Annotated in this window: 24 protein-coding genes; 14 read left to right on the top strand and 10 right to left on the bottom strand. The window is 63.6% G+C overall.

Annotation, left to right across the window (positions count from 1 at the left end):
- The first annotated feature begins 99 nt into the window (after positions 1–99).
- The 9 genes from KUV86_RS07630 to ruvX all read left to right on the top strand — a co-directional run bounded on the left by KUV86_RS07630 (position 100) and on the right by ruvX (position 7,463).
- Positions 100–1,095, top strand: a complete 996-nt coding sequence (locus KUV86_RS07630) for a DctP family TRAP transporter solute-binding subunit (RefSeq protein ID WP_222484292.1) — start codon at positions 100–102, stop codon at positions 1,093–1,095.
- Between the two features lie 68 nt (positions 1,096–1,163).
- Positions 1,164–1,721, top strand: a complete 558-nt coding sequence (locus KUV86_RS07635; RefSeq protein WP_222484295.1) for a TRAP transporter small permease — start codon at positions 1,164–1,166, stop codon at positions 1,719–1,721.
- Positions 1,718–2,998, top strand: coding sequence for a TRAP transporter large permease subunit (locus tag KUV86_RS07640; protein ID WP_222484297.1), 1,281 nt, complete (start codon positions 1,718–1,720; stop codon positions 2,996–2,998). Before KUV86_RS07635 ends, KUV86_RS07640 begins: the two co-directional genes overlap by 4 nt.
- 9 nt (positions 2,999–3,007) lie before the next feature.
- Positions 3,008–3,925, top strand: coding sequence for an amidohydrolase family protein (locus KUV86_RS07645; RefSeq protein ID WP_222484299.1), 918 nt, complete (start codon positions 3,008–3,010; stop codon positions 3,923–3,925).
- Between the two features lie 102 nt (positions 3,926–4,027).
- A complete protein-coding gene (locus KUV86_RS07650; RefSeq protein ID WP_222484300.1) occupies positions 4,028–4,372 on the top strand; it encodes a hypothetical protein in 345 nt (114 codons plus the stop codon).
- Positions 4,373–4,481: 109 nt separating this feature from the next.
- On the top strand, positions 4,482–5,234 hold the full coding sequence (locus tag KUV86_RS07655; RefSeq protein ID WP_206942151.1) for a S1 RNA-binding domain-containing protein: 753 nt from the start codon (positions 4,482–4,484) through the stop codon (positions 5,232–5,234).
- 64 nt (positions 5,235–5,298) lie between these two features.
- Positions 5,299–6,273, top strand: coding sequence for a glutathione synthase (gshB, locus tag KUV86_RS07660; protein ID WP_222484301.1), 975 nt, complete (start codon positions 5,299–5,301; stop codon positions 6,271–6,273).
- 177 nt (positions 6,274–6,450) lie between these two features.
- Complete coding sequence (locus KUV86_RS07665) at positions 6,451–7,008, top strand: YqgE/AlgH family protein (protein ID WP_206942153.1); 558 nt, start codon at positions 6,451–6,453, stop codon at positions 7,006–7,008.
- Positions 7,008–7,463 (top strand): Holliday junction resolvase RuvX, encoded by a 456-nt coding sequence (ruvX, locus tag KUV86_RS07670; RefSeq protein ID WP_206942154.1) that lies wholly within the window; start codon positions 7,008–7,010, stop codon positions 7,461–7,463. The genes KUV86_RS07665 and ruvX overlap by 1 nt, the downstream gene beginning before the upstream one ends.
- A gap of 36 nt (positions 7,464–7,499) precedes the next feature.
- Here ruvX and ada read toward each other — a convergent pair whose 3' ends face one another.
- Positions 7,500–8,591 carry a bifunctional DNA-binding transcriptional regulator/O6-methylguanine-DNA methyltransferase Ada gene (gene ada / locus KUV86_RS07675; protein ID WP_222484302.1) on the bottom strand — a complete coding sequence of 364 codons (1,092 nt, stop codon included), beginning with the start codon at positions 8,589–8,591 and terminating at the stop codon, positions 7,500–7,502.
- Positions 8,592–8,928: 337 nt separating this feature from the next.
- Between ada and KUV86_RS07680 the strand changes: the two genes are divergently transcribed.
- On the top strand, positions 8,929–9,888 hold the full coding sequence (locus KUV86_RS07680; RefSeq protein WP_222484303.1) for a DMT family transporter: 960 nt from the start codon (positions 8,929–8,931) through the stop codon (positions 9,886–9,888).
- Between the two features lie 173 nt (positions 9,889–10,061).
- Here the strand turns inward: KUV86_RS07680 and pyrB are convergent, their stop codons facing one another.
- Positions 10,062–11,090, bottom strand: a complete 1,029-nt coding sequence (gene pyrB / locus KUV86_RS07685; protein ID WP_222484307.1) for an aspartate carbamoyltransferase — start codon at positions 11,088–11,090, stop codon at positions 10,062–10,064.
- A gap of 264 nt (positions 11,091–11,354) precedes the next feature.
- Between pyrB and KUV86_RS07690 the strand changes: the two genes are divergently transcribed.
- Together KUV86_RS07690 and KUV86_RS07695 are read left to right on the top strand one after the other, a co-directional pair.
- On the top strand, positions 11,355–12,260 hold the full coding sequence (locus tag KUV86_RS07690; protein ID WP_222484308.1) for a PhzF family phenazine biosynthesis protein: 906 nt from the start codon (positions 11,355–11,357) through the stop codon (positions 12,258–12,260).
- Positions 12,261–12,439: 179 nt separating this feature from the next.
- Positions 12,440–12,844, top strand: a complete 405-nt coding sequence (locus tag KUV86_RS07695) for a hypothetical protein (RefSeq protein ID WP_206942163.1) — start codon at positions 12,440–12,442, stop codon at positions 12,842–12,844.
- A gap of 73 nt (positions 12,845–12,917) precedes the next feature.
- Here the strand turns inward: KUV86_RS07695 and KUV86_RS07700 are convergent, their stop codons facing one another.
- The 4 genes from KUV86_RS07700 to hmgA form a co-directional block, all read right to left on the bottom strand.
- A complete protein-coding gene (locus KUV86_RS07700; protein WP_206942165.1) occupies positions 12,918–14,132 on the bottom strand; it encodes a multidrug effflux MFS transporter in 1,215 nt (404 codons plus the stop codon).
- 197 nt (positions 14,133–14,329) lie between these two features.
- Positions 14,330–14,965: a maleylacetoacetate isomerase gene (gene maiA, locus KUV86_RS07705; RefSeq protein WP_222484309.1), complete on the bottom strand. Its 636-nt coding sequence runs from the start codon at positions 14,963–14,965 to the stop codon at positions 14,330–14,332.
- 21 nt (positions 14,966–14,986) lie between these two features.
- Positions 14,987–16,003 (bottom strand): fumarylacetoacetate hydrolase family protein, encoded by a 1,017-nt coding sequence (locus tag KUV86_RS07710; RefSeq protein WP_222484310.1) that lies wholly within the window; start codon positions 16,001–16,003, stop codon positions 14,987–14,989.
- Between the two features lie 26 nt (positions 16,004–16,029).
- A complete protein-coding gene (gene hmgA, locus KUV86_RS07715; RefSeq protein ID WP_222484312.1) occupies positions 16,030–17,349 on the bottom strand; it encodes a homogentisate 1,2-dioxygenase in 1,320 nt (439 codons plus the stop codon).
- A 524-nt stretch (positions 17,350–17,873) separates the two neighbouring features.
- On the opposite strand from hmgA, the gene KUV86_RS07720 reads away from it, so the two are divergent.
- Together KUV86_RS07720 and KUV86_RS07725 are read left to right on the top strand one after the other, a co-directional pair.
- Positions 17,874–19,076 (top strand): GGDEF domain-containing protein, encoded by a 1,203-nt coding sequence (locus KUV86_RS07720; protein WP_224907831.1) that lies wholly within the window; start codon positions 17,874–17,876, stop codon positions 19,074–19,076.
- Between the two features lie 221 nt (positions 19,077–19,297).
- Positions 19,298–19,804: a MarR family winged helix-turn-helix transcriptional regulator gene (locus KUV86_RS07725; RefSeq protein WP_222162217.1), complete on the top strand. Its 507-nt coding sequence runs from the start codon at positions 19,298–19,300 to the stop codon at positions 19,802–19,804.
- A 133-nt stretch (positions 19,805–19,937) separates the two neighbouring features.
- Here KUV86_RS07725 and KUV86_RS07730 read toward each other — a convergent pair whose 3' ends face one another.
- The 4 genes from KUV86_RS07730 to KUV86_RS07745 form a co-directional block, all read right to left on the bottom strand.
- Positions 19,938–20,438, bottom strand: coding sequence for a nucleotidyltransferase family protein (locus tag KUV86_RS07730; protein ID WP_222484314.1), 501 nt, complete (start codon positions 20,436–20,438; stop codon positions 19,938–19,940).
- A gap of 92 nt (positions 20,439–20,530) precedes the next feature.
- Positions 20,531–20,905, bottom strand: coding sequence for a Rieske (2Fe-2S) protein (locus KUV86_RS07735; RefSeq protein WP_222484316.1), 375 nt, complete (start codon positions 20,903–20,905; stop codon positions 20,531–20,533).
- Positions 20,906–20,948: 43 nt separating this feature from the next.
- Positions 20,949–21,785 (bottom strand): IclR family transcriptional regulator, encoded by an 837-nt coding sequence (locus KUV86_RS07740; RefSeq protein ID WP_222162214.1) that lies wholly within the window; start codon positions 21,783–21,785, stop codon positions 20,949–20,951.
- Positions 21,786–21,939: 154 nt separating this feature from the next.
- Positions 21,940–22,749 carry an enoyl-CoA hydratase gene (locus tag KUV86_RS07745; protein ID WP_222484317.1) on the bottom strand — a complete coding sequence of 270 codons (810 nt, stop codon included), beginning with the start codon at positions 22,747–22,749 and terminating at the stop codon, positions 21,940–21,942.
- Positions 22,750–22,887: the final 138 nt, after the last annotated feature.

Below are 22,887 nucleotides of genomic sequence, written 5' to 3' on the forward strand. Positions count from 1 at the left end.
CTGCCGCTGGCCCTGGCATCAACCCTGGTATCAAGCCTGGTATCAACCCCAGGGCGGCGAATGAACCCCCTAACGAATAACGAAAAAGGTAGCCCCAACATGATATCCGCAAAGCACATTCTGCTCGCTTCAGCGCTGGTCGCCGGCCTCGGTCTTGGCGGTACCAGTCAGGCCGCGGTCACCGCGCGTATGGGCACCAGCCTGCCCGATACCCACCCCCAGACCCTCGGGGCAAAACGCTTCGCCGAGCTGGTCGAGCAGAAGACCGATGGCGAGGTCAAGGTTCAGGTCTTCAGCAACGGCATTCTCGGCAACGACGTCAACATGACCTCGATGCTGCAGGCGGGCACCCTGGCCTTCACCGCACCGTCTACCGCCACCCTGGCCAGCCTCAACCCCAATTTCAGCATCGTCAGCCTGCCGTTCCAGTTCGACGACAGCGAACATGCCGACGCCGTGCTCGACGGCCCCGCCGGGCGTGAGCTGCTGGCGAGCCTCGCCGACAAGGGCCTGGTGGGCTACGAGTTCTGGGAAAACGGCTTTCGCCATATCACCAACAGCCGCCGGGCGGTTGAGGCCGCCGACGATGTGGAGGGCCTGAAGATCCGCACCATGCAGAACGAGCTGTACATCGACATGTTCAATGGCCTGGGCGCCAACGCCGTGCCGATGCCGGTGAATGAGCTGTTCACCGCGCTGGAGACGCGCACCGTCGACGGCCAGGAAAACCCCTATAGCGTGATCGAGTCCAAGCGCTTCTTCGAGGTGCAGCAGTACCTGTCCCAGACCGCCCATGCCTACGACGCCCAGGTGTTGATCGGCTCGGCCAGCTTCCTCGACGGCCTGACCGACGACCAGCGCGAGGCCATCGCCGAGGCAGCGCGGGAGGCCACTCTGTATCAGCGTCAGGCCAGCCGCGAGCTGAATGACCGGCTGCTGGCAGAGCTGTCCGACAAGATGACCGTCAACGCGGTGCCGCTGGAGCAGCGTCGCGCCATGGGCGAGCGCCTGGCGCCAGTGATCGAGGCCCATCGTGACGCCCTGGCTGCCGACTTCGTGGCTGACTTCGACAAGGCCCTGGCCGAGGCCCGTTAACAGGCGCCAACGCCAGGTAGGTATCTCCGGGGCGGAGTGTCCGCCCCGACTGCAAGGAGGTCGACGCCATGTCGCCATCCTCTCCGTCCTCCGTGAAACACGATCCGCCCGCCCACGGCGCGGCGGCGTCGCTGATGCGACTGTCACGGGTTACCGAGCGCCTGCTCAATGCCCTGATGGTGCTGGCGCTGGTGGCCATGATCACGCTGGTATTCACCAACGTGGTGCTGCGTTATGGCTTCAACAGCGGCATCTCCATGAGCGTCGAGCTGTCGCGCTTCCTGTTCGTCTGGGTGACCTTCCTGGGCACCGTGGTCTGCCTGATGCGCCACGAGCATCTGAGTGTGACCACCTTCAGCGACCGCCTGCCGGCGCCGTTGCAGGCCGTGCTGGCTCGCCTGGTAACTCTGGTCATGCTGGGCTGCTGCCTGATGCTGCTCAAGGGTAGCTACGCCCAGACCCTGCTCAACTGGAGCAACGTCTCGCCGATCAGCGGTATCCCGGTGGGGGTGTTCTATCTGGCGGGGCTGGTGGCGGGGGGGCTGATGTCGGTGATCCTGCTGTTTCGGCTGGTAGCGCCGGCCTCGTTGAGCCGCCCGGCTGTCTCTGGGGAGGAATTGCCATGACCATCGGTCTGTTTCTGACGTCACTGCTGGCGTCTATCGGTCTCAGCCTGCCGATCGCCTTCGCACTGCTGGTCAGTGCGGTGGTGCTGATGCTCCACCTGGGGCTGTTCGACTCCCAGATTCTGGCCCAGAACCTGGTCAACGGCGCCGACAGCTATACCCTGCTGGCGATTCCGTTCTTCCTGGTGGCGGGCGAGGTGATGTCCCGGGGTGGCCTGTCCAAGCGCATCGTGGTGCTGGCGATGAGCCTGGTCGGCCATCGCAAGGGCGGGCTCGGCTTTGTGGCCATCTTTGCCGCTATCGTCATGGCCAGCCTGTCCGGTTCGGCGGTGGCTGATACCGCGGCGCTGGCCAGCATGCTGCTGCCGATGATGCGCGAGGCGGGCTACCCGCTGGGGCGTTCGTCGGGGCTGATGGCGGCCGGGGGCATCATCGCGCCGATCATTCCCCCGTCGATTCCGCTGATCATCATCGGCGTGGCGGGCAGCATCTCCATCACCAAGCTGTTTCTGGCAGGTATCGTGCCGGGGCTGATCATGGGCGTCACCCTGGTGGTGATGTGGCTGTTCATGACCCGCAAGGAAGACCTGGTGGTGGCCGAGAAGGCGTCCGGCAAGGCGCGCCTCAAGGCATTGCGCCAGAGCTTCTGGGCGATGATGCTGCCGGTGATCATCATCGGGGGCATCAAGACCGGCATCTTCACCCCGACCGAGGCCGGAGTGGTGGCGGCGGTCTACGCCATTGTCGTGTCGACCTTGATCTACCGTGAGCTGAATCTGTCCGAGCTGTACCAGGTGCTGGTCCAGGCGGCGCGTTCCACCGCCGTGGTGATGTTCCTGATCGCCGCTGCCAGCGTGGCCTCATGGCTGATCAGCATCGCCCAGCTACCGATGCTGGTGGCGGACCTGCTGGCACCCCTGGCCGACAACCCGCGGCTGCTGATGCTGGCGATCATGGCCATCGTGCTGATCGTTGGCATGGTCATGGACCTGACGCCGACCATTCTGGTGCTGACACCGATCCTGATGCCCATCGTCAAGATCTCCGGCATCGATCCGGTCTACTTCGGCATCATGTTTGTACTGAACTGTGCCATCGGGCTTATCACGCCGCCTGTCGGCAACGTGCTCAACGTCATCACCAGCGTGGGCCAGCTCAAGTTCGAGAAAGCGGTGGCGGGCGTCATGCCCTTCGCCCTGGCCTATGTGGTGATCCTGCTGCTGTTCGTGGCCTTCCCGCAGATCATCACCGCGCCGCTCTACTGGCTCGCAGGATAAGGAGACATCATGGCAACTCAGGACCTGATCGACGCCCACCATCACTTCTGGGCGCTGGATGGCAGCGTGCATTACCCCTGGCTCGAGGACGAGATCAATCCCCACTTCTTCCTCGGCGACTATCAGGCCTTTCGCCGACCCTTCCAGGCGCCGGACATCAAGGCGCTGGTGCCGAAAGGTTATCGCCTGGTCGGCACGGTGCACTGCGAGGCCGAGGCCGAGCGCAGCGATCCCGCCCGGGAAACCTCCTGGTTGACCGAGCATGCCGAGCGCCACGGGCTGCCGGTGGCGCTGGTGGGCTGGGCCGACTTCGCCAGCGCCGATTGCGAGGCGCAGCTCGAGGCGCAGATGGCCTCGCCGCTGTTTCGTGGCGTGCGCGCCAAGCCGGTGACCGCGGCGCGGCCTGACCAGGTGGGCGAGATCGTCGGCCAGCCTGGCTCGCTCAGAGATCCTGGCTGGACCCGGGGGCTGCGCTTGCTGGAGGAGCGGTCGCTGTCCTGGGATCTGCGTGTGCCTGCCTGGCATCTGGAAGAGGCCGCCGAGACGCTGGAAGCGACGCCCGCACTCGAGGTGATTCTCAACCATACCGGTCTGCCCTGGGACCGCTCCCCCGAGGGGCTTGCCCAGTGGCGGCGGGGCATGCACCGGTTGGCCGACAACTCGCGGGTCACGGTCAAGCTTTCGGAGCTGGGTAGTCCCATGGCGGCCTGGGATGAACAGGCCAATATCGCCATTCTGGCCGAGGCCATCGACATCTTCGGGCCCGAGCGCTGCATCTTTGCCAGCAATTTCCCGGTGACCGGGCTCAATGCCAGCTACGCCACCTGGTTGGCCATGGTGGAGCGGGCCATCGCCCAGGCCGCGCCCCAGGCTCGCCAGCGGATTCTCCACGACAACGCGGTGCGCTGTTACCGCCTTGATGCCTGAACGTGATGCCTGAAGGGGAGCATTCTCCGCTATCGTAAGGAAGTATGCTTTTTCGCCTACCCTGCAAAGGGTACTTCTGCCCGATGATGAAGGAGTCGCGCCATGGCAAGACGTTCTGCCGGAATGTCGTCCGCTCAGTGGGGATCCCCCCTTGGCTATTGGTTGATGGGCATGCAAATGACCCAGATGATGGTCGAAGCGCAGTGGGTCATGGGTATGCGCTTGCTGGGTATGCGAGGTCTGTGGGCGGTGGCGCCCAACGAGGATGTGCGCATGGTCACGGAGAAGATGACGGCGTTCACCCAGTCGGCCCTGGCCGCACAGCGGGCCGTGATGAAAGGCCACAGCCCTGATCAGGTATGGACCGCAGCCATCCGGCCGCTGGGACGCAAGACGTCGGCCAACAGCCGTCGCCTGGGGCGCCGGGGCCCCCGCTGGCCGAACTGAAGGGCAGCGTTGCTGACGCTGCCTGATCGTAGGGTCTGCCGCGGGCGGTATCATGTGCCCGCGGTAGTCGCCATAATAGGCGCTGCACACTTTTGCGGAACCCTTCCCCATGTCCGATTCCCGCCATCGCGGGGCGCCGCCGCGCTCCAGCAATAGCCGTTCTTCCTCCTCACGGACCCGTCAGGGCCATGGCGCGCCGAAGGTGATGGTGGGTGAGGTGGCCGACCTGCGTGTGGTGCAGGTCACCGACTTCGGTGCCTTTCTCGATTGGGGGCACGAGCGTGACCTGCTGTTGCCCCGCAGCGAACAGCGCCTGACGCCCGCGGTCGGGCGCCGTGTGCTGGTCAAGGTCAGCGAGGATCACAGCGGTCGTCCGGTGGCCTCTCAGCGGCTTGAGCGCTACCTCAGCGATCATAGCGACGAGCACCGCACCGGTGACCAGGTGGTGCTGATCATTGCCGATACCACCGAGCTCGGGGTCAAGGCGGTGGTCGATCACCGCTGCTGGGGTCTTCTGTACCATGACGAGATCAGCCGCCCGCTGCGTCGCGGCCAGCGCTTGACGGGCTACATCAAGCGCGTGCGCGAGGATGGACGGCTGGATCTGTCGTTGCTGCCTCCCGGCGAGGCCCGCCTGGACGTGGTGGGGGAGCAGGTACTGAAGGCGTTGCGAGATGCCGGGGGATATCTGCCCCTGTCCGACAAGAGCCAGGCTGCAGAGATCAAGGCACGCCTGGGCGTCAGCAAGAATGCCTACAAGCAGGCGATCGGCAGGCTCTACAAGCGCCGACTGATCGTCATCGAGGACAGCGGCGTGCGGCTGGCGCCCAGGGAATCGGGCTCGGTTGCCGACAGTGACTGACCTTGGTGGCGCCGGGGGTGTCGGGCATACTTGACGTCATCAACCGCTAGCGGACGACGCCCGAATGACCAATCGCCCCCTTCGCGTCGGCGTGGTGATGGACCCCATCGACCAGCTGACCTACAAGAAAGACACCAGCCTCGCCATGCTATGGTCCGCTCAGGATCGTGGCTGGAGCCTGTCCTACATGGAGCAGGAAGACCTGTTTCTGCGGGAAGGACGGGCGTATGCCCGGCAGCGCCCGCTCCAGGTACACCGTGATCCGACCCACTGGTACGACCTGGGCGAGGCCGAGTCACTCCCCCTGGCCGAGCTTGACGTGATCCTGATGCGCAAGGATCCGCCGGTGGATAGCCACTTCCTCAATGCCGTGCACCTGCTGGCCTTCGCCGAGCGCGAAGGCGTACTGGTGGTCAACCCCACTCGGCCGCTGTTCGAGTGCAACGAGAAGCTGTTCGCCCAGCAATTTCCGCAGTGCTGTACACCGACCCTGGTGTCCTGTCGCGACAGCGAGATCCGCGCCTTCCAGGCCGAGCACGGCGACGTCATCCTGAAGCCGCTGGACGGCATGGGTGGCAGCGGGATCTTCCACATCGGCCCCGAAGGCCGCAATCTTGGCGCGGTCATCGAGACTCTGACCGAACGCGGCCAGCGCCAGATCATGGCCCAGCGCTTCCTGCCCGAGATCAAGGACGGTGATACCCGCATCCTGCTGGTGGACGGCGAACCCGTACCCTACGGTCTGGCTCGTATCCCTTCCGCTGGCGAGACCCGCGGCAATCTGGCCGCCGGTGGCCGAGGGGTCAGCCGCGAGCTCACCGACCGCGACTACTGGCTGGTCGAGCAGGTCAAACCGGTGATCAAGGAAAAGGGGCTGATGTTCGTTGGGCTGGATGTGATCGGTGACTACATCACCGAGATCAACGTGACCAGCCCCACCTGCGTGCGCGAGATCGATGACCAGCGCGGCACGGACATCGCTGGACTGCTGATGGACGCCATCGAGCGTCGTGTGGCTGCGTATCACGCCGGGCGCTGACTCGGCTCGCGGGGTGGCGCCGGACAACGCTTGCCTGGCCCACTGTCGCTGAGCGCGATAGTCACTGAGTGCGATGCCCCCGAATGGTACAATGGGGGCATTCTGCCGGGGCATATGGGCTGACAGCCCTTCCCCGGCCATGCATCTGGATGGCGCGCGAGACCGCCTGGGAGACACATGCAAAGCTTGAAGAATCATTTCCTGATGGCCATGCCGCATCTGGAAGACCCGAATTTCGCAGGAACGCTGAGTTATCTGTGCGATCACGATGACAACGGCACCATGGGCGTGATCGTCAACAAGCCCACCGACCTGACCCTCGAAGCGTTGTTTGAGCAGCTGGAAATCAGTGTCGAGGAAGGCGCCATTGCCGAGGCCCCCGTGTATTACGGTGGTCCGGTTCACAAGGATCGCGGCTTCATTCTGCATACCGGCTCCGCCGAACCTTGGGACTCCAGTATCCAGGTCACCGATGACATCGCCCTGACCACGTCCATGGACATGCTCCAGGCACTGGCCCAGGGCCAAGGCCCCGAGAAGTTTCTGGTGTGCCTTGGCTGCGCTGGCTGGGAGTCCGGTCAGCTCGAGAACGAGCTGATGGAGAATGCCTGGCTCACCGTGGAAGGTAGCGCCCATGTGCTGTTCGAGACGCCGCCGGAACAGCGCTTGACGGCCAGTGCCGGCATCCTTGGTGTCGACCTCAACCTGATGACCCGTGAAGCCGGGCACGGCTGATGGCCGGCTCCAAGCGCGCCCCGGGCGAGCGCCTGATCCTGGCCTTTGACTTTGGCACCCGCCGTATTGGTGTCTCGGTCGGCAACGAGCTCTTGCGCAGTGCTCGGGAGCTGTCTCCGCTGCCGGCGCGGGACGGCATTCCCGACTGGGATCATATCAGCGCGCTGGTGGAGGAGTGGCAGCCCGACCGCTTTGTGGTGGGGCTGCCGCTCAACATGGACGGCAGCGAGAGCGAGATGAGCACCCGCGCGCGCAAATTCGGCAAGCGGCTGTTTGGCCGCTACGGTGTCGAGTGCGAGATGTTCGACGAGCGCGGCACCACCCGGGAGGCCAAGGCCATCGCCCGTGAGCAGGGACATGGGGGGAATTTCCGCAAGGAGAGCGTCGATGGCATCGCCGCCGTCCTCATCCTGGAGGGTTACTTCGCCCAAGAGGAAGGCCTGCCCAGCCGCTGAGGGGCCTCCTCTCTCTCGATGCCCCGTATTTCCCGTTCACTTAGCGGCTTTTCCTTGTGCCAACTCTCGCATCAGCAGGGTGCGCTTTCTGTCTACGCCCCAACGGTAGCCGGACAGGGCTCCATCGCTGCGCACGACCCGGTGGCAGGGAATCGCCAGTGCGAGGGAGTTGGAGGCGCAGGCCCTTGCCACGGCTCGCACCGCCTTGGGCGAGCCGATCCGCTCTGCCAACTCGGCGTAACTGATGGTGCTGCCAAGGGGAATCTCGGTCAGCGCCTGCCAGACCCGCTGCTGAAAGGCGGTCCCGCGAATATCCAGCGGCAGTGACAGTCCGACACCAGGCTCTTCGACGAATGCCACCACCTTGGCCACCCAGGCGTCGAAGCGCTTGTCGCCGGGGGTCAGATTGGCGTTCGCGAACTGCTCCTGAAACGCCTGCAAGAGCTGTTCCGCATCGTCCCCCAAGGAAATGGCACAGATGCCCTTGTCGCTGGTCGCCACCAGTATCGTGCCCAGTGAGCATTCTCCCAGGGCGAACTGAATCTCCATGCCCTTGCCGCCCTCACGGTAGCGCTTGGGGGCCATGCCCAGGATACGTTCGGCACTGGCATAGAAGCGTCCACTGGAATTGAAGCCCGCCGCATAGATCGCGTCGGTGACCGTGTCTTGCCGAGTCAGCGCTTGGCGAACCCGTTCGCTGCGGCAAGCGGCCGCGTAGGCCTTGGGCGTCAGCCCGGTGACGGCAGTGAAGACACGATGGAAGTGGAAACGACTTAGTCCCGCCACCTGGGCCAGTTCGTCAAGCGATGGCAGCGTGTCAGCGTGCTGTATCAGTCGACAGGCCCTGGCGACACTCTGAGCGTGCCGCTGGGGCAAGGAGGCGGCCTGGGGATGGCAGCGCTGACAGGGCCGGTACCCGGCCTGCTCGGCGGCGGCCGCATCGGCATAAAACTCGGCGTTCTCTCGGCGCGGACGGCGCGATGGGCAAGTAGGGCGGCAATAGATTCTGGTGGTGCGCACGGCGTAGATGAAGGCATCCACCGCGGCGACGTCGCGGGCCAGTACCGCGGCCCATCTGGCCTCATCGGAAGCGAAGCGTTGCGGACCATCTTCGGGTATCTCGTTCATGGCGGGCTCCTGCAGAGGCTGCGGCAATCTTCATGGGGACAAGATGCGCCCCGACGGCGCCTGACACACTCCGCCTCTTGCTTTCAAAACACCTGCACACTGGTGGCGTGACATGCCCGTTACCTCGTGTGCCGCCCCGCCCATCTGCCACTCTACCACGCCGATCGCCACCGCCAGGCAGGGAAGGCCTCTGGGGTGGCGTCGAGTCGCGTGACCATTATCTCGTTTCTGTCTATTCCCCACCTCGACGCTATCTCGACTTTCGCAGCAACAAACGAAGTTCCCTCGCCGCTTCACCGACATAGGCTGCCAGGGTGTCCCGACCGGAGTCGTTGCAATGAAGATGATCGATCGCATCATGGGGCCCATGGAGTGGGCGCTATTGCTGGGCTTGTCGATATTGTGGGGTGGCTCATTCTTTTTCGTGGGAGTGGCCGTCGCGGAACTTGGGCCGCTCACCATCGTGGCCCTGCGAGTGGGCCTGGCTGCTGTGGCGCTGAACGCCCTGATACTGCTGCGAGGCCAGCGCATGCCCCTGGACCCAGGCCTGTGGGCTGCCTTCTTTGGCATGGGGTTGCTCAACAACATGCTGCCGTTCAGCCTGATTACCTGGGGGCAGGGGGTTATTGCCAGTGGCTTGGCGTCGATTCTCAATGCCACCACGCCATTTTTTACCCTCGTCGTGGCGCACTTTCTTACCCGTGACGAGCCCCTGAGCGCAGGTCGGCTGTTGGGTGTGGCGATCGGCTTTGCCGGTGTGGTGTATATGCTGGGCAGCGAGGTTCACGCGGGTACCGAGAGCCACGCATGGGCAGCGCTTGCGGTGCTGGCTGGCGCCCTGTCCTATGCCTTTGCCGGGGTCTTCGGGCGCCGTTTTCGTACCCTGGGCTGTCCGCCCCTGATCGCCGCCTGTGGCCAGGTCACGGCCTCGGCATTGGTGCTGATGCCCTTGGCCTTGGGGGTAGAGCGTTTCTGGCAATCACCCTGGCCGGGGCTGGCAACGTGGACGGCGGTGGTCAGCCTGGCACTCTTCTCGACCGCCCTGGCATATCTGATCTACTTTCGACTGCTGGAGCGTGCGGGGGCAACGAACCTGCTGCTGGTCACCTTGCTGATCCCGGCCAGCGCCATTCTGCTGGGAATGTGGGTGCTGGACGAGCGCCTGGAGTGGCGCCACCTGGCGGGCCTGGGGCTGATCGCCCTTGGGCTGTTGGCCATCGACGGGCGGTCATGGAGATGGTGTCGAAGCGTTGCCTGGACGCGTGGGAAGGCCCGGCGAGAAGGCGGGAGGCGCTGACGCCCACGGCGGGAGTTCCGGAAACACTGCATAGATGCCTGCGCCGACGATGCGCTGCGTTGCGCGCTGCTCGAACTCGTCACCTATACCGCATAGGCTCCGGGTGCTGCGCGGCGGGCGCATAGTGCTTCCTTCAGGCGCCCGCCGGATGAGTGCAGCCCGGGACGATCGGCCTAGAACGCTGCGTCATCGACCCCGACGGTGGCTGGCACGAACCAGGGAACATCGCGCATGTCTCGCTCGATCAGATGCTCGACCTTCAATAGCGTCGCGAAGATCGCCATACGCACCGGGATGCCGTTGTCGGTCTGACGGAAGATCGCCAGGCGCGGGTCTCCGTTGAGGTCCACGTCCAGGTCGTTGGCTTCTGGCCGGCTGTCACGGGGCAGTGGGTGCATGATGATGGTCGAGGGGTTGCAGCGGCTGTCCATGAAGGCGCGATGGACGGTGAAATCCCGCGACAGGTTGAAGCCTTCGCTCATCTCGGCGGTGAAGCGCTCCTTCTGGATGCGAGTGGTGTAGACCACATCGACGTCGGAGAAATCGCCCGCCAGGCTGTCGCGCACTTTCACGTCCAACCCCTGACGGCTGACGCGCTCGATCAGATGTTGCGGCATCTCCAGCCCGGGCGGCGCCACCAGCGTGATACGCATCGGTGCGTATAGTGCCAGCAGCTTGATCAGCGAATGCACGGTACGGCCGAACTTCAGGTCGCCGGTCATCAGCACATGAGCGCCCTTCAGCGCCTTGCCCTGGCGGTTGAACTCCTTGTCGATGGTGTAGAAGTCCAGCAGCGCCTGGCTCGGGTGCTCGCCGGGACCGTCGCCTGCGTTGATCACCGGTACATGGGTGGCGCTGGCGAATTCGGCCACGGACCCCTGATCCGGGTGACGCATCACGATCGCGTCGCAATAGCCTGCCATCACCCGGCTGGTATCGTAGAGGGATTCTCCCTTGGCCATCGACGAGAAGGTAAAGCCGGTGGTGTCACAGACGCTACCGCCAAGCCGCGAGAAGGCGGTGTGGAAGCTGACGCGGGTGCGGGTGCTGGCCTCGAAGAACAGGTTGCCGAGTACCGCGCCTTCCAGAACCCTGGTGACCTTGCGCCGCTGGGCAATGGGTTCCATGGTGGCCGCCACCCGCATCAGGTGGTCGATATCGTCGCGGGACAGGGAATCGATGGAGAGCAGGTGGGACATCACAGCGGCCTCGGCAGTGGGAACGGGCGCTAGTGTAACGCCGGAGCACAGTCAGTTCAGCCTCGATAAGCCTCTCAGCTGTCTGGGGTCAGCTCGGAACCCCTGATAGCCCCCGTTGCCGTGGCCTGGCGCTGACTTTGCCGTAGAGAAAAGTGGCGCGCCATGTGCTGGCGAGAAAGCGGCCCAGGCCAGTATGCTGGAAGGCGCTACCTGGCCCGGGTGAATGTTGCCTGTTGCTGGTCCAACCTGCTTCCCGTGGAGTCGCCGATGCTACCGTCCTTGACCCGCTATTATCTGCTCGATGTGTTTACCGACCGGCCCTTCGCCGGAAACCCCCTGGCGGTATTTCTCGATGCCGATGGCCTTGAGGCGGAGCGCATGCAAGCGATCGCCAATGAACTCAACCTGGCCGAGACGGTGTTCGTCGGGCGGGCCCAGGCCGGCGCTCACTTTCCACTGCGCATCTTTACCCCCGACAGGGAGCTGCCCTTTGCCGGGCATCCCTGCATTGGCACGGCGCACCTGCTGGCGGCCCAGGGACTGGTGGATAACGCCCGCAGCGAACTGGTGCTGGACCTTGCCGCAGGGCCCCTGAAGGTGACCTATGAAGGCGATCTGGCGCGCTTTCGCACTGCCCGTGCCCCGGAGGTTGGCACCAGTACCCTGGGACAAGCCAACGCGGCCGAGCTTGCCGGTCTCGCCCCGGATGACATCGCGGGTGATCCGGTCCAGGCGTCCTGTGGGCTGCCGTTCCACCTGGTTCCGTTGGCCAGTGTCGATGCCCTGTCGGGCATTCAGCTGGCCTCGAGTGTCTGGCATTCTCACGTTTCGCCCAGCGGCGTGGAGCAGGTCTATTTTTACGTAAGTGCCGACAACGCCAGACAGGCGAAGGGCGCCGGCACGCTTCACGCGCGAATGTTCTCCCGTCACGGGGGCAGCTTTGTCGAGGACCCGGCAACGGGCAGCGCTGCGGCCGCACTGGCAGGTTTTCTAGGAACAGAAATGAAGGGCAAGAGCGCCGACTGGCGAATCCATCAGGGCGATGCGATGGGGCGGTCTAGCCTGATCCATGCGCGCGCCCAGCGCGATGACAAGGACAAGGTGAGCATCGAGATTGCCGGCCAGGCCGTGTTGATCGGCGAGGGGGGACTCTATCCTCAGCCAGGTGGCTAGCGCCCGCTGAAGACATGCACAGTGAGGCATGGGGAGCCAACCCGCCACGATGGCGGACGCGGCGCTTTTCCTGATGGCCCTTGAGCGATATAGGCCGCCGTGGGAGTCTGATGAACACCAGCCGGACGCTGCTGGTGTCAGAGAATGATCCCTGTCCACGCTTCTCAGGAGGAGTCGCCATGTCCCGCCATCTTGCCCTTGCCTTCGCCGCCGGATTTCTTGCCGTCATCTGCTTCCACCAACCTGTGGTGGGATTGCTCAATGCCTACGGAGTGATCCCCTTTTCACCTTATTCCATGACGCCGGTCGCCCCTCTCGACGTCCCCGCCTGGTTTTCTGCAAGTTTTTGGGGCGGTGTCTGGGGCCTGGTCATGATGCTGGTGTTTGCGGCAGCACGTATTGAGCGCGGAGGCTGGTGGAAGGCGGGCCTGTTCGGCGGTATCGCGCTGACGCTGGTGGCGATGCTGGTGGTCTTTCCGCTCAAGGGGCGCGGTATCGATCTTGCCGTGTTTCCCATTGGCTTTCTGGTCAATGGCGCCTGGGGCATCGGCACCTGGACCTTCGTGCGCGCCTGGCGCCAGTAGCAGCGCCGCAATGCCAGCGGCCCCGTCGGGTCAGTTCACCTCCACGGGGCCGCTTGGCGTAAGCGCCTGCTGGTCAGTTCTCGGTGGCGGCCGTGCCTACTGGAGCCGCAGGAGGTCTGGTCACAATACAGCGGTAGCAGACCAGCGCCAGCATCCCGGAAAGCCCGATGGCGATCGCCATGCTATGGGAGGTGCCGTCGTGTAACTGGCCGACCAGCGCGCCTGCGGCGGCGGCGATACTCATCTGGATAAACCCGAACAGCGCCGAGGCCGAGCCCGCACAATGGGGGTTGGGCGCCAGGGCGCCTCCCATGGTCTGCGGCATGATGATGCCGAAGCCGACCATGTAGACCATGTTGGGGACGATGACCGCCCAGGGCGTATGCACCCCGGCCACTGACAGCAAGGCCATGGTGATACCGCCCAGGGCAGCGATCAGCGTTGCTACCGTCAGCAGCTGGTGTCGGCTACGCCGACGGCTGAGCTTGGCGCTTGCCATCGAGCCGATAAAGAAGCCCAGCACGATAGCGGCGAACAGATAGCCGTAGACATCGGGACTGACACCCATGTAGTCGATCAGCACGAAGGATGAGCCTGATAGAAAGGCGAACAGGCCGGAGAAAGCCGCGGCGTTGGCCAGGGTATAGCCGATAAAGTCTCGCTGTCCGAGCAATGAGCGGAAGGTGGTAGCCAGTGCCGAGGGCTTGATCGACTGGCGGCGATCCTTGGGCAGCGGCTCCGGCATCATCGCGATCAGCCCGAGCATGGCCAGGGCGTAGAACGCCAGTGCCAGGAAGATCGCGTCCCAGCCGAACCACACCAGCAGGCCCGCGCCCACCACCGGTGCCAGCGCCGGGGCCAGGGCCATGACGCTGGCCATGTAGGAAAGGATACGGCTGGCCTCGAAGGGGCCGTGGATGTCGCGTACTGCGGCCCGGCCCAGCACCGGTCCGGCAGAGCCGCCCAGGGCCTGGAAGAAGCGCGCCACCAGCAGTGTCTCGATGTTGGGGGCGAACGCGCAGGCCAGGCTTGCCAGCAGGAAGATACCCATGCCGGCGGCGAGAATCGGCTTGCGGCCGAAACGGTCCGACAGTGGGCCGCACAGCAGTTGCGCCATGGCAAAGCCAATCAGGTACAGCGATAGGGTCAACTGGATCTGGTCGGCGCCGGTACCGAGGGCCTCACGCATGGCGGGCATGGCGGGAAGATACATGTCGGTGGCCAGCGGCCCCAGAGCGGTCAGCGCGGCCAGCAGGCCTACCGTGGCGCGGGATGTCGGGTTCAGCACGTGCAGCTCCAGATCGGCGATGGCAAGTGTCAGGGAACGCGAAGGGAGCGCCGCGCGACGCTCCCTTCACGATGATATGGCGGGCTGCTCGGCCATACCGGCAGCGCCTGGTGGGGCCTCGGGTGGCTGACCAGGGTAGCTGGCTAAGGTAGCTGGCTAAGATAGCGGAGCAGCGTAGCCGAGTAGTGTAGCCGATCTCAGCGCGCGTCGGGCTGAACCTCGGGTGCCGCTTTGGCGAACGCTGGTAGACAGCGAGCCTGCTCGCAGATCGCTTGTATCGCGGGATAGGCGGACAGGTCACAGTCAAATCGCTCGGCATTGAACACCTGAGGCACCAGGCAGACGTCGGCCAGGGTCGGCTGATCGCCAACACAGAACCTGCCTCTATGAGGCTCAAGCATGGTCTCGACCGCTGTCAGCCCCGTGGCGACCCAGTGGCGGTACCAGGCCAGCCGGGAGTCTTGGGACAGGCCTAGCGCGCCGGTCAGATGCGTCAGCACCCGCAGGTTATTGAGCGGATGGATATCGCAGGCGATGACCTGGGCCAGGGCGCGGATGCGCGCCCGCTGTGCGGCATCGCCGGGCAGCAGCGGCGGATCGGGATAGCATTCGTCCAGATATTCGCACAGCGCCAGGGACTGGGTCAGCGGCTGCCCATCATCGGTGATCAGGGTCGGCACCAGCCCCTGGGGGTTGCGCGCCAGGCTGGCGCTGTTCCGCTGCTCGCCCTTGCTCAGGTCGACCGGATGATAGTCGAGGGAGATGCCCTTGAGGTTGGCGACGATACGCACCCGATAGGCCGCCGAAGAGCGGAAATAGCCGTAGAGCTGCATGTGGAGTATCCGCTGGTGGGATCAGGGTGTGTACTTCACCACTCGCTGGTCGATGGCACCGAAGATGCTGTGGCCGCTGTCGTCGAACATCTCGATGCGCACGCGATCGCCGAAGCGCATGAAGGGTGTCGTGCTGTCACCGTGGAGAATCTTCTCCACCATGCGTACCTCGGCCAGGCAGCTATAGCCTACGCCACCGTCGGCCACCGGCTTGCCGGGACCGCCATCCGGGTCCGGGTTGGACACGGTGCCGGAGCCGATCACCGCACCGGCACCCAGGTGGCGGGTGCGCGCGGCGTGGGCCACCAGTCGGGGGAAGCTGAAAATCATGTCGGGCCCGGCCTCGGGCGCGCCGAACATCTCGCCGTTGAGGTGAACCGTCAGCGGCAGGTGCACGCGCCCGTCGCGCCAGGCCTCGCCTAGCTCGTCCGGGGTGACGCAGACCGGCGAGAAGCTCGAGGCCGGCTTGGCCTGAAAGAAGCCGAAGCCCTTGGCCAGCTCTCCAGGAATCAAGCCACGCAGACTGACGTCGTTGACCAGCATGATCAGCTTGATATGTCCGGCCGCCTGCTCGGGGCTGGTCGCCATGGGCACGTCGTCGGTGATGACGGCAAGCTCACCCTCGAAGTCTATGCCATGGTCCTCGCTGATCGCCTCGATATCGTCAAAGGGACCGATAAAGCGGTCGCCGCCGCCCTGGTACATCAGCGGGTCGCTCCAGAAGGTCTCTGGCATCTCGGCGTTGCGCGCCTGGCGTACCAGCTGTACGTGATTGAGATAGGCCGAGCCATCGGCCCAGTGGTAGGTGCGTGGCAGCGGCGAGTGCAGTGAGTGATGGTCGAGCTCGAAGGCCTGATCCAGCTCGCCGTCATTGAGCCGCCGGTAGATGTCCTCGAGCTGGGGCGCGTTGGTGTCCCAATCTTCCATCAACTGTTGCAGGGTGGTGGCGATCTGGGGAACGCGCACGGCGCGAGTCAGGTCACGGGAGACGACCACCAGTTCGCCGTCGCGTCCGCTCTTGAGGCTAGCCAGTTTCATCGCAGGATTCCTTGTTGTCGCGTGGCTCAGGGCCGGTTCGGGTCGAAGTGGGAGCGCAGTCCCTGCCATACGCTCACGTAGTTGCGTTGGCGGAAGTCGGCGGCCAGAGCCTTTTCAGTGGGCTGGAACACGTAGCGACTCTCGAACATGAAGGCCAGAGTCGCGCCCAGGTAGTGGGGTTCCAGGCATGCGTTCGAGGCCTTCTCGAAGCTCTCGGCGTCGGGGCCATGGGGCGACATGCAGTTATGCAGGCTGGCGCCGCCGGGCAGGAAGCCCCCAGCCTTGGCGTCGTACTCGCCATGGATCAAGCCCATGAATTCGCTCATCAGGTTGCGATGGAAGTAGGGCGGGCGGAAGGTGTTTTCGGCCACCATCCAGCGTGGCGGAAAGATCACGAAATCGATATTGGCCATGCCCGGGGTATCCGACGGAGAAGTCAGCACGGTGAAGATCGATGGGTCCGGGTGGTCAAAGCTCACCGTGTTGATGGTGTTGAAGTTGGCCAGGTCGTACTTGCAGGGCGCCAGGTTGCCGTGCCAGGCCACCACGTTCAGTGGCGAGTGGTCGAGCCGTGCCGCCCATAACCTGCCTGAAAACTTGGCCACCAGCTCGATGTCTCCGCTGACCTCCTCATAGGCGGCGACGGGGGACAGGAAATCGCGCGGATTGGCCAGGCCGTTGGCCCCGATAGGGCCAAGCCCCGGCAGCTCCAGCGGACTGCCGTAGTTTTCGCAGACATAGCCTCGGGCCTGGTCGCCCTCAACAATGCGTACCTGGAACTTGACCCCGCGGGGGATCAGCGCGATCTCGCCATTCCCTACGTCCAGGGTGCCGAACTCGGTGCGCAGGCGCAGGGTGCCGAGCTGGGGCACGATCAGCAGCTCACCGTCGGCGCTGTAGAAGAAGCGCTCGGTCATGTCGCTGTTGCAGGCATAGAGGTGGACGCCGCAGCCGGTCTGGGTGCCGGCGTCGCCATTGACCGCGATGGTGGTCAGGCCGTCGATGAAGTCGGTGACCGCCTCGGGCATAGGGGCTGGGTCCCAGCGCATCTGGTTGGGGTCTGCGGCGGGCCGTGATAGCGGCGCGGTGGCAAGATCACCGCTATCCAATGGATGGTAGGCGCTTTGGGCCACCGACGGGCGGATGCGGTAGAGCCAACTTCTCAGGTTGTGGCTACGTGGCGCGGTAAAGGCCGAGCCGGTGAGCTGCTCGGCGTACAACCCGTAAGGGCATCGCTGGGGCGAATTCTGCCCTTGGGGCAGGGCGCCAGGCAGTGCCTCGCTGGTGAAGTGGTTACGAAAGCCACTCTGGTAGGTCAGAGAGCTTCGTCCAGGGCGGGGAGACATGAAAGACACCTCCATCGAAGAGACGACTGCTGATGTCCTTTTAATATAGTTTCAAAAGAAACTAATTGGCACGTGACTTTAGTGGAATACGCCCAAAGAGTGTTCTCCGACACGGCTCGCACAAGCTGAGCGTGAAGTTTATGCGCTTCCACTTTCCGGCAGAACGTCTTGCTAGCGGGACTTTTTCATGCTGAACAAGCACATTTTTGTCGGTGGTGAAGACGTGATAACACGGCGGCTAAAGTGCACTTCGGTCTCGTTCAACCATCGCTGTACGGATACGATTAACGGCCTAAAATCGATGTTGGTTTTCACTGCAGGTGATCTTTACTTGTGTAATTTCAATGGTTTGTATTTTAATATAAGCGTTTGTTTAATTTAATAAAATAATGATTTAGGGGTTCTGCTGGGGACAGCAGCCGCTCAGGCTGTTGCACGAGCTGCAGGCTCGCGTTCTGCCGACCGGCAAGGCGACGCCGGCAACACCTGCCAGGTATAGGCGGGGAGGCAGACAGGGAGATGAGATGTCATTGATGGCACCTGAGTTCAGAGAGAGAACCGATCACCAGGTGTACTGGATGACCGGGCAGTTTCGCGAGCGTGACCGTGAAGATGTATATCGCCGCACCATAAAACCAAGGGTTCGCTTTGAGTCGCGCCTGGCGATTGTCGTGGCGGCGATGATCTTTGGTATGTTCACCATTTCCGATTATTTTTATGTCGGTCAAAGCGTTGCCTTTTATGCGCTGGTCATCATGCGGGCCATTGTCGTCGGCTGTTGTCTGGCACTGGCCATGGCCATAGGGCGTTGGGGCAACTACAGCCAGCGCCTGTGGTTGCACGCCCTGCCGCTCTGGATATTGGCGACCGGCATTATCCTTATCGTTCCGCTGCGCCCTGATACGCTGTCGACGCAGATGCTGGCGGTCATCGTGGCGATCATGGCGTTCTATCTGCTGATTCCTAACCTGTTGACGGTGGTGACCGGCGCCAGCCTGTACCTCAGCGTGGGCTTTCTGGTGGCTGTGGTGCTGGCGACGGATGTCTCTGCGGTGGTCATCTTGCGCATCACGCTGCTGCTGATCATGGCCAATGTAGTGGGATTCTTTGCGCTGCTTCGGGTGGAATACCTGCAGCGCAAGCAGTTTGCGTTGTTGCATGAGGAGCGCGGCCACAATCGGCAGCTGCTCAGGGAAATGGCCCATCGGCGTTCTCTGGAGTCACAGCTGAGGCGGCTGGCCGAGCAGGACGCATTGACCGGCCTGGCTAACCGAGGCCACTTCATGAAGCGTGCCCAGACCCTATTTCAGCGCTCCCGCGTGGAAGGCATTCCGCTTAGCCTGTTCATGCTGGATGTCGATCACTTCAAGGTCATCAACGACACCTGGGGCCACAGCCAGGGGGATCAGGTCCTCATCGAAATTGCCGAGGCCTGTCAGCAGTCGCTGCGCCCACAGGACATTATCGGGCGTTTCGGCGGCGAAGAGTTTGTGGTGGCGCTGCCGGACACTCGCCTTGACGATGCGAAACAGGTGGCTGCCCGCCTGCAGCAGGCTATCGCCGGGCTCGCCTCGCGTTCCGACATGAGCATGCTGGCCTTGAGCGTGACGATCGGCATTGCCGACATGCGACCAGGGGATACGGACCTGGATGCGCTCTTGAAGCGGGCCGACAAGGCGCTGTATGTCGGTAAACGGGAAGGCCGGGATCGCGTCGTGGTGAGCTGAGTCGGGTGTTAAGCCCGCCGACTCAGGGGGGCATACTGGATGGCATCATGAGTGACGGTCGCAAGCGCCACGTTCGTATCACCACACGGATGTCACTACAGGGGTGTCACTACAGGGGTGTCACCGCATTGCTGCTCCTGCCTATCCCGGCTATCGTTCGGTATTCATCCATAAGCTGGCGTTCACGTCGGCGGCCGAACGTATCCTCCGGGGAAGACGCCATGGGCTCGCGTGAGCGCGATACCGCTACCAATACCGATATTGCTAGGCTGGATCTGCAGCAGTTTCTTCCCTATCGGCTGAATCGCCTGGCGGACAGGCTCAGCCAGGCGCTGGCGCAGATGTACGCAGAGCGCTACCAGCTGACCATTGCCCAGTGGAGGGTGCTGGCGTGGCTGTCCCATCTGGATGAGCTGTCGGCCAAGCAGATCGCCCAGGCCACGGGCATGGACAAGGTGCGTATCTCTCGCGCGGTGCAGGCGCTGGAGGAGCGAGGGTTCATCCTGCGCCAACCCGCGGATCATGACCAGCGGGTGCAGCACCTACGCCTGACGGCGGCTGGAAGGGCGCTGTTGTCCACGCTGATTCCCGAGGCTAGGCAGTGGGAAGCCGATGTCGTGGCCACGCTCAGCGCCGAGGAATATCGCGACCTGATGGGTCTGGTCGGGCGGCTTGAAGACCGGCTCGATCAGCTGGAGCAGGGGTGTGATTCCTCTCTTGGGGAATGATCTTTGCCTGATCTGTGGCTGATCTGTGCCTTATCTATGGCTGACCTGTGCTTGAGAGGGGAGACCTACGACGGCGCTCCCTCGCCGTGATGATCAGCCTCACTTGGTGAGAGATCGGGCAGACGGCGTAGCGTCACGGGTGCTGCTGGACCTTCAGCTTCGGCCAATGGGCAAGCCAGGCCTTTTCCTCGACGCGCTGGCGAAAAGCGTCTGCCTTGCCGCTTTTCGGGTTGAGTGTAATGGTGCCGGCGAAAAGTGGCGCCAGTCCGAAGGGGGCAATCAGTTCGATCTCTTGATCGCGTGAGAGCCTGACGCCAACCGCTGTTTCCAGCTCCACCCAATAGCTCATGGCATCCGCGGTCGACGTATAGGGGGCGTCATGATTGCGAATGTGCATTCTTGCCTGGTTTTTGACCGACCAAGGCAAGGGGGATTGCTGTTCAAGGAAGTGCTGGATGGCCGCGTCGCTGTTCTGGCACGTCCTGGTGGGCGCGTAGTGGATGAGGTCAAGGTCGTTGAGAGGGGAGGGCGTCAGCTTGTCATGAAGCTTATCCCAGACCAGATTTCGCACAAAGCCTGCGGCTAGGCACCAATCTTCCAGGTCCAGCTCCGCCGCCAGACGGAGGGCTCGCATTCTTGATGCGTCACTGCGAAGCCACGTCCTAAGGGTGGCGTCATGATCACTGTGGCGGGTCGCTCTTCGGTGTGAAAGCGCGGATAGCGTTTTCATTCACCTATCACCCACCAGCCATCTTTCTCAACCACGGGTACCGGGTCCAGCGCTTCGCCCTGGGCGGGGCCGGAGATGCCTTCACCGCTGTCGAGGCGAAAGCAGGCCTGGTGATGGGTGCAGATCAGCAGTTCGCCGTCCCGACTCATTATCGTGTCGCTGCGCCCGTTCAGGGGCAGGTACTGGTGGGGGCAGGCGTTGACGTAGGCGCGCACCTCTCCGCCGGCATCACGGGCGATGATCAGAGGAAACCGACCGCTATCGCTTTCCAGGGACAGGCACTGACTGTCACCAGGGGGCAGGCGGGAGCATTCCAGCAGCACGGTACCGGCGGGTGGAGCGCTCTTGTACTGACGCCAGGCGTCGCTCATGACAGCTCCTGTGGAGGATGACGGAATGATGCCGGTAGAGATATCAGGGCTTGAACTCGTCGGCCTCGGGAACGCGCCCGCCCAGTTGTGCGGTAATCTCGGCAGCGGTATCGCGCACTCTTTCGCCCAGCGCGTCCAGTCGCTCATCGGGGATGCGTGCTACCGGACCCGACACCGAAATGGCGGCCAGAGGCGTGCCGAGTTCGTCATGGATGCAGGCCGCCACACAGTGCAGGCCGATGGCATGTTCCTCGCGGTCGCAGGCGTATCCACGCTGACGAATCTCGGCCATGGCGCGGCGCAGCTCCGAAGGGCTCGACAGAGTATTGACGGTAACGCGGTCCAGTCCACGTTCTGCCAGGACCCGCTCTAGATCATCATCGGGCAGCCAGGCCATCAGTGCCTTGCCCACGCCCGAGGCATGCAGCGGTGCACGAGAGCCCAGGCGGGTGATCATGCGCATCATCTGGGGGGATTCGCTCTGGGCCAGAAATACCGCGGTTGTTCCATCGCGTACGCCCAGGTTGGCCGTTTCGCCGGTGTCTCTGGTTAGCCTGCGCAGGTAAGGGCGGCTGGTGGCAACAAAGTCGCGAGCCTCGAGAAAGCTGTTGCCGATGCGGAAGGTCTTGACGTCGATGCGCCACACGCCAAGGGTTTCGTCCTGTGTCACGAAGCCCTGGCTCAGCAGTGCCTGCAGTAACCTGTGCGTCGTAGAGGGGGCCAGGTCGGCCTGCTCGGCAATATCGGACAGGGCCAGCCCGCCGGGGCGCATGGCCAGCAGCTCCAGCAGATTGAGTCCCCGCACCAGCGACTGGCTATGGCCTCCGCTGGTCTTGCCGGTGGCCGGTCGCCCGGCTGCTCTGCGCTTGTTCTCCGTCACCTGTCTTCTCCTGGGGCTAGCCATGAACCTGTTGCTGAAGGGCTAGCATACCTGCAGGTGCAGCGTCTTGTCGCGTTTACGGAAAACGCTTCCATAACCAGTCCTTGGGTGAAAAGTGAAGGATGAAAGGAGAACGTCGTGAGTCGAGCGCCCTTTATCGATGTGTCCAGCGGGGGCGGCGCTTGGCGACAAAAGCGTCGATGCCCTCTGCCACATCCTCGGCCATCATGTTGGCCGCCATGACCTCCCCCGCATAGGCGTAGGCCTGGCCCAAGGGGAGTGCCCGTTGGCGGGCCAGCATCGACTTGCCGGTAAACAGCGCCACCTGGCTCTTGGCGCGCAGGTTATCCAGCAGTGCCTCAAGGCAGTCATCGAGCGCGTCGGGTTCGGCGACACGGTTGATCAATCCCCACGCCAACGCCTGCTCGGCATCAATGAAGTCACCGGTAAACAGCATCTCAGCCGCCTGCTTGGGGCCGATGTTGCGGGTCAGGGCAACGGCGGGTGTCGAGCAGAATAGACCCACGTTGATGCCAGATACGGCGAAGCGCGCGCTGCTGGAGGCGACCGCCATGTCGCAACTCGCGACCAGCTGGCAACCCGTGGCAGTGGCCAGGCCTTGAACCCGGGCGATGACGGGGACCGGGCAGTCCTGCAGGCGCTGCATCACCCGCGAGCATTGGGCGAACAGCTGGCGGTAGGCGTCTTCATCTTCCAGGGCGCGCATCTCCTTCAGGTCGTGGCCGGCGCAGAACGCCCGGCCCTCTGCGGCGATCACCACGGCACGCAGGTCAGGGCTGGGGGAGATGGTCGTAAAGGCATCATCCAGCGCCGTCAGCATGTCCTGGGACAGTGCATTGAAGCTGGCGGGACGATTGAGGGTCAGGTGCACGATCCCGCGGTCGTCGTGGCGGACGACGGCAGCGTCGTCGTTGGCAGGTAGCGCAGAGGGTGAGGCGGACATCGTGGTGGCTCCAACGAGGGCGAACCTGGCAAGACTAGCGCGGGAGCACCGGTTGTCGGGGCGTGCTTCGACCAAAGGGCTAGACCAAGGAACGCGATCATCGGGCGAGTGATCGAGCCCGGTGGTGATAGATCGTGA

Origin of the sequence: Halomonas sp. DP8Y7-3 (assembly GCF_019801675.1) — a bacterium.
In the GTDB taxonomy this organism is placed as follows: Bacteria; Pseudomonadota; Gammaproteobacteria; order Pseudomonadales; family Halomonadaceae; genus Halomonas; species Halomonas litopenaei_A.